This is a genomic window from Brachybacterium tyrofermentans (genome assembly GCF_014897585.1).
GTDB classification, from domain to species: Bacteria; Actinomycetota; Actinomycetes; order Actinomycetales; family Dermabacteraceae; genus Brachybacterium; species Brachybacterium tyrofermentans.
This window is the reverse complement of sequence record NZ_JABUXW010000013.1, coordinates 95,944-113,313: the sequence shown is the minus strand read 5'-3', so window position 1 is coordinate 113,313 and position 17,370 is coordinate 95,944. Positions and strand designations below refer to the sequence as shown.

Below are 17,370 nucleotides of genomic sequence, written 5' to 3'. Positions count from 1 at the left end.
CCATGAGCGACTCACCGATCGTCCCTGTCCAGGCCGCACCGTCGATCCGTCTGACGACCATGGCCCACGGCGGGGGCTGCGCCTCGAAGATCCCTCCGGGCGAGCTCGAGGAGGTCGTCTCCGCCCTCTCGGGCCAGCAGTACGACTCCGTGATCGTGGGGCTCGAGGATGGGGACGACGCCGCTGCGGTGCGGATCGCCGACGGCACCGCCGTGCTCTCCACCGCCGACTTCTTCACCCCGGTGGTCGATGATCCCTTCGACTGGGGCCGCATCGCCGCCGCGAACGCCCTGTCGGACATCTACGCCATGGGCGGGGACCCCGTGGTGGCGATCAACCTGGTGGGCTGGCCGCGCGGGGTGCTCCCCTATGAGGTGCTGCGCGAGGTCCTCGCGGGTGGTCTCGCCATCGCGAAGGAGGCGGGGGTGCCCGTCATCGGCGGTCATTCGGTGGACGATCCGGAGCCGAAGTACGGCATGGCCGTCACCGGCACCGCGGATCCCGACCGCCTGCTGCGCAACGACGCCGCGACGGCCGGGCTGCCGATCACGCTCACGAAGCCGCTCGGCGTGGGGCTGCTGAACAACCGGATGAAGTCCACCGGTGAGGTCTCCGCTGCGGCGATCGCGACCATGTCCGCCCTGAACCGCGATGCCGCGAGGGCCGCGCTGGCCGCCGGGGCCCGGGCCGCGACCGACGTGACCGGCTTCGGCCTGCTGGGCCACCTGTTCAAGATGGGCCGTGCCTCCGGCGTCGGCGCGATCATCGACCGTGCCGCCGTGCCGCTGATCGACGGGGCGGCCGACGCGCTGCGCGACGGCTTCGTCTCCGGCGGCACGCGCCGCAACCTCGACTGGGTGCGCCAGGACGTGCGCGCCGGCGCAGGGATCACCGAGGACGACCTGCTGCTGCTGGCCGACGCCCAGACCTCGGGCGGGCTGCTGGTGATCGGCGAGGTCCCCGGCTACCCGATCATCGGGGAGACCGTCGCGGGCTCCGGCATCGAGGTGCGCTGAGCGCTCCGGTCCAGGAGCAGGTGCGGATCAGCCGACGGTCGTGATCGAGTCATCGGTGATACCGGCGTCCCGTCGGGCGGCCAGCCGCGCCTTCTGCGGCTCGATCACGCGCCGCGGGTCCTTCACGGATTCCAGGCCGGCCTCGAGCACCCCGAAGCGGGTCAGGGCCGAGGCGGCCAGCAGCGCGGCGCCGCTCACCGCCGCCACGGCACGGTGGCGCCCGCCCAGGACGGTCCCGACGGCTCCGGCGACGGCGAGCCGCTCCGCCCAGCGCAGCATCGTCCCGGGGCGGCCGGTCTCGAGGGGCTCCGCCTCCAGAGGATGCATCGACGCCTTCATCGCGTGCAGGGAGGCGACGTCCCCGGCGACCCCGGCGACCGCGAGCAGACGCGCCGGCCGGGTCTCGGACACCGGCGCGGTGAGCATCGCGGCGCCGCCGGTGGCGAGCGTCGCCGAGCTGACGAACAGGGCCGAGAGATGCTTGCGGCCGGCGGCCCAGGTGGGCACCGCGGTGTCCCCGAGCAGTGCACCGGTGTACGAGGCCAGGAGCGGGCCGAGAGCGGCCTGCGCGAGAGCGGCCGGGGTCTCGGCGCCGTGCACGAGAGGGCGCAGCGGCCCCAGGGGTATCCGCTCCCCCGTCATCCGGTCCACCTCGATCGCCCCGACCACGCCGGAGACCGCACCGAAGCTCCCGAGGATCCACGTGCCCACGCTCATGGGCGAGCTGATCTTCAGCGTGCGCATCATGTTCAGGAACCGCTCGGGACGGCCGAGGTCCTCGATCAGCGCGACGGTGCCCACGCCCAGGGCGCCCAGGGCTGTCAGGCGCGCGGTGCGGCGCAGCACCGGGCGGCCGGTGAGCCGGGCCCCCGTGGCCAGGATCCCGGAGCCGCCCGCGAGTCCGCCGAGGAAGAGGTACACCGCGATCGGTGCCCGCCACGGCGGCGCCTTCACGACGGGACGGCCGTAGTAGGAGTCGTACGGGTCGATCGTGATGTCCTCGACGACCGCCTGCTCGCGGCCGCCGTCGGTGCTGCCGAGCCGGTCGATCGAGCGGCGACGCCTGCCGGTGCGGCCCGCGCCGGGCCGACGTCGACGCCGCGGCCCCTCGGGAGGACGGTCGGCATCCAGCGGGGTGATGCTCATCGGCGACCTCCCAGGAAGGCGAGGGCCGTCGCGGCGAGCATGCCGGCGGCGGCGATCCCGACCCGGGCGTACATCTGCGGCAGCTCCTTGGTGGGCACCTGCGGATCCGGCGGGAGGCCGTAGACCTCGGGCTCGTCCAGCAGCAGGAACACCGAGCCGGTGCCGCCCACGCCGTCCTTGGGGTTGGCGCCGTACAGACGGGCCTCGGTCATGCCCTGCTCGTGGAGCGCCCGCACCCGGTCCTCAGCGCTGTCGACGAGCTCGTCGTGCTCCCCGAAGCGGATGGACTGCGTGGGGCAGGTCGCGGAGCAGGCGGGCTGCTCCCCCACCACGAGACGGTCGTAGCAGAGGGTGCACTTGTTGGCGGTGCCGGCATGGGGCACGTCCTCGTCACGCTCGACCTTCGCGGAGACGGTGCCGTCGTCGCGTCGTTCGATGACCCCGAAGGGGCAGGCCGCCACGCAGGTGCCGCAGCCGTTGCAGACGTCGCTCTGGACCACGACAGAGCCGAACTCGGAGCGGAAGATGGCGCCCGTGGGGCAGACGTCCAGGCAGCCCGCGTTGGTGCAGTGCTTGCAGACGTCCGAGGACATCAGCCAACGGAACTCCTGGGTGTTCGGCGGGGTGCGGTCTGTCCCGCTGAGGTCCCCGTCGGGCGTCTGACCGCGGGGCGGTCGCGGGCCGACGGTGGGCATGCCGAGGCCGACGAGCTTGCGCCCGGACTCCTGGGCAGCCTCGATCCTCTCCCTGCCCTGCTCGACGAAGGCGACGTGCCGCCACGTGTTCGCGCCGAGCGCCCCCGTGTTGTCGTAGCTGGAGCCGAGGATCTCCAGATCGCCGTCGACCGGATTCCGGTTCCACTCCTTGCAGGCGACCTCGCAGGCCTTGCAGCCGATGCAGATCGAGGTGTCGGTGAAGAATCCGACCCGTTGCTGGTCCCCGCCCCACCCGGAGGCGGCGGCGGGTCCGGCTGGTCCGGCGAGCAGGCTCATCGGTTCCTCATCTCCTTCATCGACGGTTCCCCGGTGGGCACGGCGGTGGCCTCCTCCGGGCCGCGCATGGTGTGCGGCGAGAGCTCGTGGCCGGGCCCGGGTCCGGGGGCGCCGAGCGCCCCGTCGACCTGGGCCTCGTCCTCGGGGATCAGCCCGGCCCGTCGACGATACTCGTCCACGAGCGTCAGCAGCTTCGGGCCGCGCGGGCGACGACCGGGGATGATCGCGCAGTCGTTGTTCTTGCTGTTCTGGATCTGGGTGTTGGCGTCGAGCATCATGCCGATCAGGTCGTTCGCCCCGTCGCCCTCGACGATCGCGGCGCTGCCGCGGCCGAAGTGGAAGGGCATCCCGATCTGGTGGACCGTGCGGTCCCCGATCGTCAGCGGCGTCATGCGCTCGGTCACCAGCACCTTCGCCTCGATGGCGGAGCGTGCCGAGATGACCGTGGCCCAGCCGTACGGCTCGAGACCGACCTCCCCGGCGAGCTGCGGGGAGACCTCCACATACATCTCCGGCTGGAGCTCGGAGAGGTACGGCAGGAAACGGCTCATGCCGCCTGCCGTGTGGTGCTCGGTGATGCGATAGGTCGTGAACACATACGGGTAGGTCTCGCCCTTGGCCGAGTGCGCTCCCGGAGACTGCATGTTGTTGCGGTCCTGGAAGGTGACCCGGGTGGGGTTGTTCTGCACCGCGTACAGCGGATTGGGCACGGTGGACTCCGGCGCCTCGTAGTGGGTGGGCAGCGGGCCGTCGACCAGACCGCTGGGGGCGAACAGCCAGCCGCGCCCGTCGGCCTGCATGATGAACGCGTCGGTTCCGGACAGCGCACCGGCCCCGCCCTTGGACGGGTCCCCGGGGTCGTCGGGTCGCTTGGTGACCGGGAAGTCCGGAACGTCGTCGCCGGTCCAACGCCCCATCTCCTCGTCCCACCACACGAGCTTCTTGCGCTCGCTCCAGGGCTTGCCTTCCCCATCGGCCGACGCCCTGTTGTACAGGATGCGCCGGTTGGCGGGCCAGGCCCAGCCCCACTCGGCGGCGGTCTCGTCCTGCTGCTGGCCGGGAGTGCGCCGACGGGCCTGGTTCACGCCATCCGCGTAGACGCCCGAGTAGATCCAGCAGCCGCCGATGGTCGAGCCGTCGGCCTTCATCTCGGCGAAGCCCGAGAGCGGCTGGCCGGCCTTCTCACCGGTGAGGTGACGGCCGTTGATCTCGGCGAGCACGGACTCGGCGTCCGGCTCCCCGTGCTCGTCGACCGGGTAGTCCCAGGTGAGGTCGAGGATCGGTCGGTCACGCGGATCGGTCGAGTTCTTGAGCTTCTCCCGCACCCGGTTGCCCAGATCGAAGGCGAACTGCAGGTCGCTCTGGGCATCTCCCGGAGGCTCCACGGCCTTGTCGCGCCACTGGACCATGCGCTGGGTCTGGGTGAAGGATCCGGCCTTCTCGGTGTGGTTCGCCGCCGGCAGGTAGAACATCTCGGTGGCGATGTCCTCGGCGCGCAGCTCCCCGGTCTCGATCTCCGGGCCGTCCTTCCACCATGTCGCGGATTCAATCATGTAGAAGTCCCGCACGACCATCCACTTCAGGTGGGACATGGCCAGTCGCTGCATGCGTCCGTTGGCCGAACCGACGGCGGGGTTCTGGCCGAACAGGAAGTAGCCGTCGACGCCGTCCTCGAGCATCCGCATCACGGTCTGGTAGGTGCCGTGGGCACCGGTGAGGCGAGGGAGGTAGTCGAAGGCGAAGTCGTTCTCCGCCGTCGCCGCATCTCCCCACCAGGCCTTGAGCAGGTTCACGGCATATACGTCCGCATTCGCCCAGAAGCCCTTCTGCTCCTTCTTGCCGATCTGGCGCACATACTCCCCGAAGTCGTCCTCGCCCGCCTTCGGCATCGGCAGGTAGCCGGGAAGGATGTGGTAGAGCGTCGGGATATCTGTGGACCCCTGGATCGTGGCGTGCCCGCGCAGCGCCATGATGCCGCTGCCCGGCCGCCCCACGTTGCCCAGCAGCAGCTGGAGCACGCCCGCGGTGCGGATCATCTGCGCGCCGCCGACGTGCTGGGTCCAGCCCAGGGCGTACGCGAAGCAGGTGGTGCGATCACGGCCGGAGTTCTCGGTGATCGAGCGGGCGAGGTACTCGAAGTCCGCTTCGGAGATGCCGCAGGTGTCCCGCACCATCTCCGGGGTGTACCGCGCATAGTGCCGCTTGAGGATCTGGAACACCGTGCGGGGATCGCGCAGCGTCTCGTCGCGCTCCGGGAGACCCTGGGCGAGGCGCTCGGGATCCCCGGCGTACGCCCACGTGCTGTTGTCGTAGGTGGCCGTCTCCTCGTCGTACCCGGAGAAGAGACCCTCGAGGTCCTCGGGATCCCCGTACTCCTCGCTCACGAGGGTCGAGGCGTTGGTGAAGAGCTTGAGGTACTCGTCGAACCACAGCTCGTTCTCGAGCACGTAGCGGATCACGCCGCCGAGCAGCACCACATCGGTGCCCGAGCGCAGCGGGATGTGCTTGTCCGCGTTCGCCGAGGTGCGCGTGAACCGCGGGTCCACATGGATCACCCGTGCGCCGCGCTTCTTGGCCTCCATCACCCACTGGAATCCCACCGGGTGCGCTTCGGCCATGTTCGAGCCCTCGATGACGATGCAATCAGCATTCGCCATGTCCTGGAGGGATTGGGTGGCACCGCCACGTCCGAACGAGGCTCCCAGACTGGGAACCGTGGCGGAGTGTCATATACGGGCCTGGTTCTCCATCTGGATCGCCCCGGCGGCGGTGAAGAACTTCTTGAGGAGATAGTTCTCCTCGTTGTCGATCGTGGCCCCGCCGAGGCTCGCGATGCCCATGGCACGTCGCAGCGGGCGTCCGTGCTCATCGGTGTCCTGCCAGTGCGCGCGCCGCGCCTCGATGAATCGGTCGGCAATCATGTCCAGCGCGGTGTCGAGCTCGAGCTCCTCCCAGTCCGTGCCGTGGGGGCGCCGGTAGAGGACGGAGGTCTGTCGCAGCGGGGAGTTCACGAGCTGCTCGCTGGCCGCACCCTTGGGACACAGGCGGCCCCGGGAGACCGGCGAATCCGGGTCGCCCTCGATCTGGGTGACCCTGCCGTCCTGATGGAAGACACGCTGGGCGCAGCCGACGGCGCAGTACGGGCAGACGCTGTGGGCGAGCCCGTCCGCGTCCGCGGTGCGCGGCGAGATGCTGCGGGTCGTCGGCGACATCACCGCGGTGCCGCGCCCTGTCGGGTCCGCACCGCGCAGCTGCCGGAGGACCGGCCAGTCGAGGAACAGTGGGCGAGCCATGGGTGCATCCTACCAGCGTTCAGCTCGCGGCGAACGTTCCATCGGGGTCCGTCGGGCACCTCGGCATCAGGCGCTCACCTGCACGAACGACCACGACGACGGGACGTGCCCTCAGGCCTGAGGGCCACCGCCTCACGGCCCCGCAGGGTCACTGCCTACAGGCCTGCAGGGTCCCCGCCCGGGCTCACCGCTCGGCGGTGCCCTCGTCGCGGATCCGCTCGTGGTGGCGGATCACCTCGGTGACGATGAAGCGCAGGAAGGCCTCGGCGAAGACGGGGTCCAGGCCCGCGTCGTGCGCGAGGGAGCGCAGCCGGTCGATCTGTGCACGCTCCCGCGAGGGATCTGCGGGCGGCAGCCCGTGCGTCGCCTTGAGGACTCCTACGCGCTGGGTGTGGGAGAAGCGCTCCGCGAGCAGGTGCACGAGGGCGGCATCGATGTTGTCAATGCTGCGCCGCTCCTCGACGAGCAGCTCGCGAGCACGCGCAACCTCGTCCTGGGCAGCAACGGTCGAGGCCGCATCGCTCGAGGCCGCATCGCTCGAGGCCGGATCGGTCGAGGCCGGATCGGTCGGGGCAGCGGTGGTCGAGGACGGGCCGTCGCCGGTCCCGAGGGGCTGGGTCATCAGGCGGACCTGTCTTGTCGTTCCTGTGGGGCTGCATGGTCGCTGTCCTTGCCGGTGACCATGAGCGGGGCGCGGCGCTGCGTGATCACACCTTCGGTGATGACCACCTTCGCGACGTCGGCGCGTGAGGGCACCTCGAACATGACCTCCTGGAGGGAGTCCTCGAGGATGGCGCGCAGGCCACGGGCACCGGTGCCGCGCTCGATCGCGCGGTCGGCGACGGCTTCCAGGGCGCTGCGCTCGAAGTCCAGCTCCACGCCGTCCAGGGCGAACATCTTCTGGAACTGCTTGACCAGCGCGTTGCGCGGTTCGGTGAGGATCTGGATCAGGGCCTCGCGATCGAGGTTCGACACGCTCGTGATCACCGGCAGACGCCCGATGAATTCGGGGATCAGCCCGAACTTGAGCAGATCCTCGGGCACTAGCTTCGCGTAGATGGCCTCCTGCTCGAGGGGAGTGTGCAGCTCGGCGCCGAAGCCGATGCCGCGCCTGCCGATCCGTGAACCGATGATGTCCTCGATCCCGGCGAAGGCACCGGCCACGATGAACAGCACGTTCGTGGTGTCGATCTGGATGAACTCCTGGTGCGGGTGCTTGCGCCCACCCTGCGGGGGCACGGCGGCGACGGTCCCCTCGAGGATCTTCAGCAGCGCCTGCTGCACGCCCTCGCCGGAGACATCGCGGGTGATCGACGCGTTCTCCGACTTCCGGCCGATCTTGTCGATCTCATCGATGTAGATGATCCCGCGCTCGGCCTTCTTGACGTCGTAATCCGCGGCCTGGAGGAGCTTGAGCAGGATGTTCTCGACGTCCTCGCCGACATATCCGGCCTCGGTGAGCGCGGTGGCGTCGGCCATCGCGAAGGGCACGTCGAGCATCCGGGCGAGGGTCTGCGCGAGGTAGGTCTTGCCGCAGCCCGTGGGGCCCACGAGCATCACGTTGGACTTGGCGACCTCGATGGCGTCGTCGCGCTCGCCCACGGCTTCCTCGGCCAGTGCCGCGGCCGCGCTCTTGGCGCTGGACGGTGCCTCTTCGGTGTCCTGCGCCCGCACCCGCTTGTAGTGGTTGTACACCGCGACCGCTAGGGCCCTCTTGGCAGGGTCCTGGCCCACGACGTAGTCCTGGAGGAAGGTGAAGATCTCCTGCGGGGTGGGCAGGGGCGCCTGCTCCTCGGAGCTGGGCTGCGCGGCCTGGATCTCCTCCGCGATGATCTCGTTGCACAGCTCGATGCACTCTTCACAGATGTACACCCCCGGGCCGGAGATCAGTCTCTCGACCTGCTTCTGCGACTTCCCGCAGAACGAGCATTTGAACACGTCGGCCCCGTCGCTCGTGCGTGCCATGTCCGTGTCCTTCCGTCGGCCACCATCTGTGCAGTCATCAGTGCATTCATGCGGTTCCGCTGGTCGCGGCCCGCGCTGTGCAGACCAGTCCACGGTACCCCGAGGAGCCGACGCGGCGCGGGAGGCGGGCCGTGCGCGCCGCCGCCGTGGAGCCGGTGACGACGACCGGCCCCACGACTCGCGCAGACGCGCTCGGGAGGCCGACGGACGATCAGGAGGTTCCGTGGCCGGGCGGCGGTGACTGCCGCCCGGCCACGGCGGGGATCACGAGGTGACCGCGGCGCGGGGAACCTTCCGGGTCTCCAGGACCTGGTCGACGAGCCCGTACTCGAGGGCATCCTTCGCGGTGAGGATCTTGTCGCGCTCGATGTCCCGGCTGACCTGCTCCTTGGAGCGGCCGGAGTGGTCTGCGAGGGTCTGCTCGAGCCAATCACGCATGCGCATGATCTCGTTGGCCTGGATCTCCAGGTCGGAGGCCTGACCGCCGCCGCCCTCGCCGCCCATGGCCGGCTGGTGGATCAGGATGCGGGCGTTCGGGAGCGCTAGCCGCTTGCCCGGGGCACCCGCCGCGAGCAGCACGGCGGCGGCCGAGGCCGCCTGGCCGAGGCACACCGTGGTGACCTCGGGCTTGATGTACTGCATCGTGTCGTAGATGGCGGTCAGCGCGGTGAACGAGCCGCCGGGGCTGTTGATGTACAGCGTGATGTCGCGGTCCGGATCCTGGGACTCCAGGACCAGCAGCTGGGCCATGACGTCGTCGGCCGAGGCGTCATCGACCTGGACGCCCAGGAAGATGATGCGGTCCTCGAACAGCTTCGTGTACGGGTCCTGGCGCTTCATGCCATAGGCGGTGCGCTCCTCGTACTGCGGGAGCACGTAGCGAGAGGTCGGCATGCCGCCGGCCTGGGCGGTCGGCAGTGCGCCGATGGTGCGGGGATCGAAAGTCACGGGTTCTCCTTGTTCTCAGGGCGTGCGGGGGCGACGGAGCAGCGGTCAGTCGTCGGTGCCGCCGCCACCGGTGACGTCACCCGCTCCGGTGACGATCTTGTCGATGAAGCCGTACTCGAGGGCCTCGGTCGACGTGAACCAGCGGTCGCGGTCGGAGTCCTCGGTGATCTGCTCGAGGCTCTTGCCGGTCTGCTCGGCGATCAGCCCGGCGAGCGTGCGCTTCATCGACAGGATGAGGTCGGCCTGGATCTTGATGTCGGTCGCCGTGCCGCCGAGCCCACCGAGGGGCTGGTGCATGAGCACGCGAGTGTGGGCGGTGGCGTAGCGCTTGCCCTTCGCCCCCGAGGAGAGCAGGAACTGCCCCATCGAGGCGGCCATGCCCATGCCGATCGTCACGACGTCCGGCTGCACGTACTGCATGGTGTCGTAGATGGCCATGCCGGCCGTGATCGAGCCGCCGGGGCTGTTGATGTAGAGGTAGATGTCCTTGTCCGGGTCCTCGGCGGCCAGGAGCAGGATCTTGGCGCAGATCGCGTTGGCGTTCTCGTCGCGCACCTCGGAACCGAGCCACACGATGCGATCGCGCAGGAGTCGCTGGTAGACGTTGTCGTCGAGGCCCATCGGGCTGTCGCCGGCCGCGTCGCGGGGCGCGGAGTTCTGAGTGCTCTGGGAGCTCACGGAGGTCACAGGGTCTCCTTCATAGCGGGAATCGTCGATGAGTCGACTCTAGGCGCTGGGTGGGACGACACGGGGCGCTGTTCGCCGCAGGCGCACTGTGCCCGGACGGCTCTCCTGCGGCAGAGGGCGGGGCCGACGGGCGCGCCCGACGTCGCGACATGTGCCCCGGACCTCCCTGGAACGTCAAGCCGGGGCGAGTTCTGGTCACGTTGACCCGAGATCAGGCAAAAACCACGCCAAGTCCCCTGCCGAACTGTCCCAAGCCCCCTTACCGAAGCGGTTTCACGCCCCTACGTTGGTCCTACCGCAGGACGAAGATCGCCCCGCTAGCGGGGGACACATCAGCCAGCAGGACTCCCGGCACCCCCGCCGGCCCGGAAGGAACGATCAGCACACATGGCCCAGAACAACACGCACCGCTCCGCAGGACGCGCACAGACCCCCGCCTTCACCGCAGCTCGCGGTCTCGGTGGCGCCGCAGTCCTCGGCACCGTCGTCGTCGGCACCGCCTTCGCCGGTTCCGCCGCCCAGGCCGCTCCGGCAGCACCGGCAGCACCGGCCGCCCCCTCCGTGCAGACCGCTCCGGCCGCTCCCGTCGCCACCGCGCCGTCGACCGCCCTGGACACCAGCGCGAAGCTGCGCTGGGGCTCCCGCGGCAACGCCGTGGAGAAGCTCCAGTCGGCCCTGAACGACCACGGCGCGAACATCGCCGAGGACGGCTCCTTCGGCCCCCGCACCCACTCCGCGGTCAAGAACTTCCAGTCCTCCAAGGGCCTGCTCGTCGATGGCGTCGTCGGCCCGCAGACCTTCGGTGCGCTCGGCGGCTCGTCCGCTCCCTCGGGCGGCGGCACCTCCGCTCCGGCGAAGTCCTCCTCGAGCTCGAACAACAACACCATCGTGAACGCGGCCCGCTCGGCCGTCGGCTCCCCGTACAGCTGGGGCGGCTCGTCGCTCAGCGGCATGGACTGCTCCGGTCTCGTGAACTACGCCTACGCGGCGGCCGGGATCGACCTCCCCCGCACGAGCGGCCAGATCGCCAACGGCGGCCGCTGGGTCTCCCAGTCCCAGGCTCAGGCCGGCGACATCGTGGCTTACTCCGGCCACGTCGCGATCTACGCCGGCAACGGTCAGATCATCGACGCCTCCGGCTCGAAGCAGCGCGTCGTCGAGCGCGCCCTCTGGGGCAACCCGATCGGGTTCGTCACCTACCGCTGATCCATACAGCACCTCACCGAGGGCCCGATCTCCGCACGGAGATCGGGCCCTCGTGCGTTCGGGGACGCGCTGACCCGGGTGGCCCGGGCATCCTCTCGCGCAGGATGCGGACACATGGGCGCAAGGACGCCCCGTGACCTCTCATGCCGTGAGAGGTCGCCGCCGCGGTCGATAGATGCCGCCTCGGGCCGACGGGCCCAGGTCGAGGTCCTGCACAAGGTCCCAGCGCACCCGGCGCCCACCGGGCACTGAGAAGATGCGGGTGCCGTCCCCCAGGAACACCGGGGCGACGAAGATCTGCATCTCGTCGAGGAGATCGTGCTCCAGCGCCTGACGCCCGATGTCGGCACTGATGATCTGCACATCCTTCTCGCCGGCGATCTCGTGGGCTCGTCGCACCGCCTCACGCACGTCGCAGTTCCAGGCGGTGATCGCCGGGTCGTCCGCGATCTCCTCCGGGCGATGGGTCAGAATGATCTCCGTCCCCGACCATGCACCGCCGTAGGCCTCGGCGGTCAGCTCACCGCGCACCTCCGACTGAGCCCGGGCCGCGTCGTAGCCCGCGCGCCCGGAGATGATCACACCGACCGGCGCCGCAAGCGACTCGGTGACCCCTTCCGCGAGCCCTGCCTCGGCCGCGAGCTCCTCGAGCCAGCTCATGTCGTGCCCGGGCCCGGTGATGAAGCCGTCTAGTGATGCCGTGAATCCCCACGTCACCCGTCCCATGAGCCCTCCCGAAGACTGTTCCGCCCCACCCGCGACCCTGTGATCGAAGGGTGCCGATCCTTCCAGCCTCGAGGTCCAGGGGCAAGAGGTCCGCACGGAGCCCGGCGTGCGGCGGAGGCCCTCCGCGAGCGGCCACGCGTCAGGAGCGAACCGGCGCGTCTCGTGCCGGCACGCACGACGACGGGCCGTCACCCCGGTGGGGGTGACGGCCCGTCGATGATGCCTCGGGTGCCCCGGCTGGATCAGCCGGGGCGGAGGATCACTTCGCGGAGTCCGCGGCGTCCGTGTCAGCAGCCTTCTTCGGTGCCGCCTTCTTGGCCGGAGCCTTCTTGGCGGGTGCCTTCTTGGCCGGCGCCTTCTTGGCGGCGGGCTTCTCGGCCGCCTCCTCGGTGGCGTCCTCAGCAGCAGCCTCGGAGTCTGCGGCCTTCTTGGCCGGAGCCTTCTTCGCCGGAGCCTTCTTGGCAGCAGGCTTCTTGGCCGGAGCCTTCTTCGCGGGAGCCTTCTCGGCATCCGCCGCGTCGTCGGTGCTCTCCGCGTCGGCGCCGTCCGCATCGGCGGCCTGGGCGGTGAGGCCCAGATCCAGCACGTCGCCGGAGGCGTTCTTCACGGTGACGTCCGCGAGGACGACCTCGAGGGCCTTGGAGCGCTGCACCTCGCCGAAGATCTGCTCGAGCTGACCCGACTGGGCGAGCATCTGCAGCAGCTGGTTCTGCTCGATGCCGTACTGCGCCGAGAGCTGGGTCATGTAGGCCATGAGATCGTCCTGCTCGACGCTGACCTCACGGGTCCCGTTGATCTCGTCCAGCAGGAACTGAGCGCGGACGGCCTTGGCGGTGTCCTCGCGGATCTCCTCGCCGTGCGGGTCGCCCGGCTCCTTGCCCTCGTTCTCGAGGTGAGCGTTGATCTCGTCCTCGACGAGCGCCTCCGGAACCGGGATCTCGAGCTCCTCCAGGAGCTTCTCGAGCAGGGCGTTGCGGGCCAGGGCCACGCGGTTGCCCTCGGCGTCGGCGGCGGCCTGCTGGCGCAGGTCGTCCTTCAGCTCGTCGATGGTGTCGAACTCCGAGGCCAGCTCGGCGAACTCGTCGTCGGCATCGGGCAGCTCGCGGACCTTGACCGACTGCGGCACGACCTTGATCTGCGCCTCTTCGCCGGCGTGATCGCCACCGGCGAGCTTCGAGGTGAAGGTGGTGGTCTCCTCGGCGGAGAGGCCGATGAGCGCCTCGTCCAGACCCTCGAGCATGTTGCCCTCGCCGATCTGGTACGACGTGCCCTCGACGGACTCGATCTCCTCGTCACCGATCGTGGCGACGAGATCGAGGGAGACGAAGTCACCGTTCTGGGCGGGACGGTCGACGCCCACGAGGGTGCCGAAGCGCTCGCGCAGCTCGGTCAGACGCACCTCGACGGCGTCGTCATCGACGGAGGGCTCCTCGATCTCGACCTCGTAGGTCGAGAAGTCGGGCAGATCGATCTCGGGGCGCACGTCCTGCTCGACGACGAACACGAGGTTGCCGTCCTCGGAGCCGTCCAGGCCCGGGATCTCGCTGACCTCGACCTCGGGGCGGCCGACGGGCTTGATCGCCGCTTCGGCAGCTGCCTGCTGGTAGAAGTCGGGAAGTGCGTCGTTGACGGCCTCCTGCATGATCGCGGGGCGGCCGAAGCGCTGCTCGACGAGGGTGGCGGGAACCTTGCCCTTGCGGAAGCCGGGGATCTCCACCTGCTCGGAGATCTTCGTGGTGGCGGCCGCGACGGCCGGCTTGAGCTCGTCGAAAGGCACCTCGACGGTGAGCTTCACCCGGGTGGGGCTGAGCTTCTCGGACTCGGTCTTCACTGGTCAGGTCTCCCTGTGGATCGTCGGTCTAGTTGTCAGTTCTCACGATGCTCCGGAGCACGCACGCGGCGGCCACCCGAAGCGGAGTCGGGGTGACAGGATTTGAACCTGCGACTTCCCGCTCCCAAAGCGGGTGCTCTACCAAGCTGAGCTACACCCCGGAGGGCAACCCATGGGATATTACCCGTTACTCCTGAGGAGCGCCCGACTCATCCCGGCGCGCTGTGAGGAGATGCATGTCGCGTCCTCGGTCCTCCGATGTGCGACCGCCCCGTTCTTCTGATTCAATGGTGCGGTCCAGCGGGCGTAGCTCAATGGTAGAGCCTCAGTCTTCCAAACTGATTACGCGGGTTCGATTCCCGTCGCCCGCTCCACCCGCTGCAGAGCCGCGGTCCCCTCCGGGACCGCGGCTCTCTGCTTTCCGGCATCCCGGCGTCCCGGCTTTCCAGCGTCCCGCCGTACCCGCACCACAGCGGTCTCCCCGTCGCCCGCGACCTGATGACCGACAGCATCGAAGCATTCCTGATCGCGGGCCTGGGCGAGGACGATCGGCACCTGGTCCCGGTGCATCTCCAGGAGCAGCACGCCGCCGGGTGCGAGCCAGCGCGGGGCCTCACGGAGCAGGCGTCTCACCTCGTCGAGGCCGTCCTCCCCGGCGACCAGGGCGGTCTCGGGTTCCTGCTCCCGGGCGTCCCGCGGCATCAGCTCCAGCTGCCCGGAGGGCACATAGGGCGGTACCGCGGCGAGGAGATCGACGGCGCCTGCCAGCTGCGCGGGCAGGGCGTCGAGGCCGGACCCGTGATGCACCCCGGCGCCGGCGGGAAGATTCGTGCGGGCATGGACCAGAGGCCGTTCGTCCCGGTCCGTGGCATGCACACGGACCCCCGGCACCCGACGGCCGACGAGCGCGGCGATGGGAGCCACCCCGCAGTACGCCTCGACCATCACGGGTGACCTCCGCAACCGTGCCTCCTGGACGGCCGCGTCGATGAGGGCGAGGGTGCGCTGGCGGGGCACGAAACAGCCCGGGCCGACGGCCAGCAGCTCGCCGCCGATCTCTACGCAGCCGACCAGGTGCTCGAGGGCCTCGCCCGCCTCCCGACGAGCGCACAGCTGCTCCAGCTCCGCCCCGGCGGACGCCTCGAGGAGGATGCGGGCCTCCTGCTCGGCGAACACGCATCCGGCGCGCCGGAGCCGCGCCACCAGGACACGCACCCGGGGATCGGCCGTAGGGACCTGCTGGTCGGCCGGGTGGTCCGGCGGCATCGTCGTCATCACCGCCATTCTCCCCCGCGACATCCCCGGGCACCAGAGGGCAGCAGTGCTGAACGTGGCCGACCACGCTGTCCGATTCCCGCTGGTGCCGCAGGCCCAGGCGCGGTTCACTGGAGCCATGACACGGACCGCGATGACCGACGACGAGCGCTATGCGGCGATCCGCGCCCGCGACACCCGTTTCGACGGCATGTTCTTCACCTGCGTGCGCTCCACCGGAATCTTCTGCCGCCCCTCGTGCCCGGCCCGCACCCCGGACCGCGGCGGCGTCGACTTCGCCCCGTCGGCCGCCGCCGCTGTGGCCGACGGATTCCGTGCCTGCAAGCGCTGCGGGCCGACGGCCCCGCCGGGCAGCCCGGACGACGATCCGATGGGGTCGCTGTCGGGACGGGCGCTGCGACTGATCGACGAGGGGGCGCTGGACGAGGAGGGCACGGTCCCCGACCTCGCACGGCGGCTCGCCGTCTCCGAGCGCACCCTGCACCGCGCGCTCGTGGCGGTCACCGGGGCAGGAGCCCTCGCGCATGCGCGGATGCGCCGCGCCCGACGGGCTCATGAACTGGTGATCGGGTCCGAGCTGCCGCTGGCGCAGGTCGCCCACGTCTCCGGGTTCGGCAGCGAGCGGCAGTTCCATGAGACGTTCAGCCAGCTCTTCGGCCACTCCCCCTCGGCGGTGCGGGAGCGCTCGCACGGCCGCACAGGAGGTTCCTCCCGCGCGGCCGACGGGGGTTCCGTGGTGACCGCGCAGCTCGCGGTGCGCCGCCCTTTCGACGGTGCCGGGCTCGCCGCCTGGTTCGCGCATCGCGCCGTACCCGGCGTCGAGGACATCTCGGGGTCGGTCTGGACCCGCGCGGTGCGCCTGCCGCACGGGCCGGGGGTGCTCCAGGTCGATCTCGGCGCCGCCGGCGCGCTTCCGGTGAGCATGAGGCTGGCGGATCTGCGCGACCACGCGGCCGCGATCTCTCTGGCCCGACGGCTGCTGGACCTCGACGCGGACCCGGTGGGGATCGATGGCGGGCTCTCGGCCTCTGTGCCCGCGCTCGCCGCGCTGGTCGACGCCCGGCCCGGGGTACGGCTGCCGGGGACACCGAGCCTCGAAGAGGCCCTGCTGTGGGCGATCACGGGGCAGCAGATCACCACGTCCCAGGCCCGTGAGCAGATCACGCGGGCCACGGACCTGCTCGCCGAGGAGCTGCCTGCTGATCTCCACCTGTCGGGAGTGCATCGCGCCCCTGTGGATCCCGGCATCGCCGCCGCGCACGCCGAGGAATGGTTCCGCGGGCCGGCGGCCCGGCGCCGGACCCTGATCTCCGCCGTCGGCGCGGTCACCGCCGATCTGGATCTCGACGCCTCCAGGCCCGTCGACGAGCTCCGGGCCGACCTGCTCGCACTGCGCGGCATCGGCCCCTGGACGGCCGATTACGTGCTGCTGCGCGGGGTGCGCGCCATCGATGTGGCCCCGGCGCGCGATGTCGCCCTGCTCGGTGCGGCGCGCGATCTCGGCCTCGCCGAGGACCACGCCTCCCTCCAGCAGGAGCTGGTCGCCGCGGCCCCCTGGCGCTCCTACGCCTCGATGCACCTGTGGCATCACCAGGCCTCGCTCCGTCGGGCTCCCGCCCGGACCGGTCGCGGATCGACCGCGGCCGCGCCGCCCTCCGTCCACTCATCCCGTTCCGCTCCGGAAGGACACCCGTCATGACCGACACCCGTCCCGCGCAGGCCGCTCCGACCACCAGGCCGGCGTCTGCTCCTGCACCAGCGCCTGCACCTGCACCTGCACCTGCACCAGCCGCACCCCGGCACCGCCGGGTGGACACCCCGCTGGGCACCTATCTGCTCGCCGCCGAGGCGGGGTCGCTCACCGGGGTCTGGCGCGAGGAGCAGAGCCACTTCCCCCGCCCGGAACGGCTCGGGCCGGCGGCCGCCGCCGACGACGCCCTCCTGGACGTCGCCGAGAAGCAGCTGCTCGCCTACCTGGCCGGCGAGCGCACGGGCTTCGACCTGCCGCTCTCTCCGCGGGGCACCGAGTTCCAGCATGCCGTCTGGGACCGCCTGCAGGAGATCCCGCGGGGCGCGACGACGACCTACGGCGCGATCGCCCAAGAGCTCGGTCGGCCCCGCGCCGCCCAGGCCGTCGGGGCCGCCGTCGGCTCGAACCCGATCTCGATCGTCGTGCCCTGTCATCGGGTGCTGGCCGGGAACGGCGCCCTCACCGGATACGCCGGCGGGATCGAGACCAAACAGGCATTGCTGGTCCTCGAGGGTGCTCTGCTCGCGTGACACGA

14 protein-coding genes and 2 tRNA genes are annotated in these 17,370 nt (G+C 70.5%); 5 read left to right on the top strand and 11 right to left on the bottom strand.

What is annotated here, in order from left to right:
• Nucleotides 1–2: 2 nt before the first annotated feature.
• Nucleotides 3–1,016: a selenide, water dikinase SelD gene (gene selD, locus INT49_RS11345; RefSeq protein ID WP_193117845.1), complete on the top strand. Its 1,014-nt coding sequence runs from the start codon at nt 3–5 to the stop codon at nt 1,014–1,016.
• A gap of 27 nt (nt 1,017–1,043) precedes the next feature.
• On the opposite strand, the gene nrfD is transcribed toward selD, so the two are convergent.
• The 7 genes from nrfD to INT49_RS11305 form a co-directional block, all read right to left on the bottom strand.
• Entirely contained in the window at nt 1,044–2,162 is a 1,119-nt protein-coding gene (nrfD, locus tag INT49_RS11340) for an NrfD/PsrC family molybdoenzyme membrane anchor subunit (RefSeq protein ID WP_193117844.1), read from the bottom strand.
• Entirely contained in the window at nt 2,159–3,154 is a 996-nt protein-coding gene (locus INT49_RS11335) for a 4Fe-4S dicluster domain-containing protein (RefSeq protein ID WP_193117843.1), read from the bottom strand. Before INT49_RS11335 ends, nrfD begins: the two co-directional genes overlap by 4 nt.
• On the bottom strand, nt 3,151–6,447 hold the full coding sequence (gene fdnG, locus INT49_RS11330) for a formate dehydrogenase-N subunit alpha (RefSeq protein ID WP_226850301.1): 3,297 nt from the start codon (nt 6,445–6,447) through the stop codon (nt 3,151–3,153). Before fdnG ends, INT49_RS11335 begins: the two co-directional genes overlap by 4 nt.
• Before the next feature lie 184 nt (nt 6,448–6,631).
• On the bottom strand, nt 6,632–7,069 hold the full coding sequence (locus INT49_RS11320) for a chorismate mutase (protein ID WP_193117840.1): 438 nt from the start codon (nt 7,067–7,069) through the stop codon (nt 6,632–6,634).
• Nucleotides 7,069–8,412, bottom strand: a complete 1,344-nt coding sequence (clpX, locus tag INT49_RS11315; protein ID WP_193117839.1) for an ATP-dependent Clp protease ATP-binding subunit ClpX — start codon at nt 8,410–8,412, stop codon at nt 7,069–7,071. The genes INT49_RS11320 and clpX overlap by 1 nt, the downstream gene beginning before the upstream one ends.
• Nucleotides 8,413–8,676: 264 nt before the next feature.
• Nucleotides 8,677–9,306, bottom strand: a complete 630-nt coding sequence (locus INT49_RS11310) for an ATP-dependent Clp protease proteolytic subunit (RefSeq protein ID WP_193117885.1) — start codon at nt 9,304–9,306, stop codon at nt 8,677–8,679.
• Between the two features lie 99 nt (nt 9,307–9,405).
• Entirely contained in the window at nt 9,406–10,038 is a 633-nt protein-coding gene (locus INT49_RS11305; RefSeq protein ID WP_193117884.1) for an ATP-dependent Clp protease proteolytic subunit, read from the bottom strand.
• A 396-nt stretch (nt 10,039–10,434) separates the two neighbouring features.
• On the opposite strand from INT49_RS11305, the gene INT49_RS11300 reads away from it, so the two are divergent.
• Nucleotides 10,435–11,253 (top strand): C40 family peptidase, encoded by an 819-nt coding sequence (locus tag INT49_RS11300; RefSeq protein WP_193117838.1) that lies wholly within the window; start codon nt 10,435–10,437, stop codon nt 11,251–11,253.
• 141 nt (nt 11,254–11,394) lie between these two features.
• Here INT49_RS11300 and INT49_RS11295 read toward each other — a convergent pair whose 3' ends face one another.
• The 3 genes from INT49_RS11295 to INT49_RS11285 form a co-directional block, all read right to left on the bottom strand.
• A complete protein-coding gene (locus INT49_RS11295) occupies nt 11,395–11,979 on the bottom strand; it encodes a dihydrofolate reductase family protein (protein ID WP_193117837.1) in 585 nt (194 codons plus the stop codon).
• A 259-nt stretch (nt 11,980–12,238) separates the two neighbouring features.
• Nucleotides 12,239–13,810, bottom strand: a complete 1,572-nt coding sequence (gene tig, locus INT49_RS11290; protein WP_193117836.1) for a trigger factor — start codon at nt 13,808–13,810, stop codon at nt 12,239–12,241.
• 87 nt (nt 13,811–13,897) lie between these two features.
• A tRNA-Pro gene (locus tag INT49_RS11285) sits at nt 13,898–13,971 on the bottom strand.
• Between the two features lie 139 nt (nt 13,972–14,110).
• On the opposite strand from INT49_RS11285, the gene INT49_RS11280 reads away from it, so the two are divergent.
• Nucleotides 14,111–14,184 (top strand) — tRNA-Gly (locus tag INT49_RS11280).
• Here the strand turns inward: INT49_RS11280 and INT49_RS11275 are convergent.
• A complete protein-coding gene (locus INT49_RS11275) occupies nt 14,153–15,085 on the bottom strand; it encodes a N5-glutamine methyltransferase family protein (protein ID WP_193117835.1) in 933 nt (310 codons plus the stop codon). The two genes, INT49_RS11280 and INT49_RS11275, sit on opposite strands and share 32 nt — an antisense overlap.
• Before the next feature lie 118 nt (nt 15,086–15,203).
• Here INT49_RS11275 and INT49_RS11270 point away from each other — a divergent pair, with 118 nt between their 5' ends.
• Complete coding sequence (locus tag INT49_RS11270) at nt 15,204–16,784, top strand: Ada metal-binding domain-containing protein (protein ID WP_193117834.1); 1,581 nt, start codon at nt 15,204–15,206, stop codon at nt 16,782–16,784.
• On the top strand, nt 16,781–17,365 hold the full coding sequence (locus INT49_RS11265) for a methylated-DNA--[protein]-cysteine S-methyltransferase (protein WP_193117833.1): 585 nt from the start codon (nt 16,781–16,783) through the stop codon (nt 17,363–17,365). The genes INT49_RS11270 and INT49_RS11265 overlap by 4 nt, the downstream gene beginning before the upstream one ends.
• Nucleotides 17,366–17,370 lie beyond the last annotated feature (5 nt).

Coding starts and splice junctions, on each gene's coding strand:
- INT49_RS11270 (WP_193117834.1), top strand. CDS start 15,204: ATGACACGGACCGCGATGACCGACGACGAGCGCTATGCGGCGATCCGC.
- selD (WP_193117845.1), top strand. CDS start 3: ATGAGCGACTCACCGATCGTCCCTGTCCAGGCCGCACCGTCGATCCGT.
- INT49_RS11300 (WP_193117838.1), top strand. CDS start 10,435: ATGGCCCAGAACAACACGCACCGCTCCGCAGGACGCGCACAGACCCCC.
- clpX (WP_193117839.1), bottom strand. CDS start 8,412: ATGGCACGCACGAGCGACGGGGCCGACGTGTTCAAATGCTCGTTCTGC.
- INT49_RS11275 (WP_193117835.1), bottom strand. CDS start 15,085: ATGACGACGATGCCGCCGGACCACCCGGCCGACCAGCAGGTCCCTACG.
- INT49_RS11310 (WP_193117885.1), bottom strand. CDS start 9,306: ATGCCGACCTCTCGCTACGTGCTCCCGCAGTACGAGGAGCGCACCGCC.
- nrfD (WP_193117844.1), bottom strand. CDS start 2,162: ATGAGCATCACCCCGCTGGATGCCGACCGTCCTCCCGAGGGGCCGCGG.
- INT49_RS11320 (WP_193117840.1), bottom strand. CDS start 7,069: ATGACCCAGCCCCTCGGGACCGGCGACGGCCCGTCCTCGACCACCGCT.
- INT49_RS11335 (WP_193117843.1), bottom strand. CDS start 3,154: ATGAGCCTGCTCGCCGGACCAGCCGGACCCGCCGCCGCCTCCGGGTGG.
- INT49_RS11265 (WP_193117833.1), top strand. CDS start 16,781: ATGACCGACACCCGTCCCGCGCAGGCCGCTCCGACCACCAGGCCGGCG.
- INT49_RS11295 (WP_193117837.1), bottom strand. CDS start 11,979: ATGGGACGGGTGACGTGGGGATTCACGGCATCACTAGACGGCTTCATC.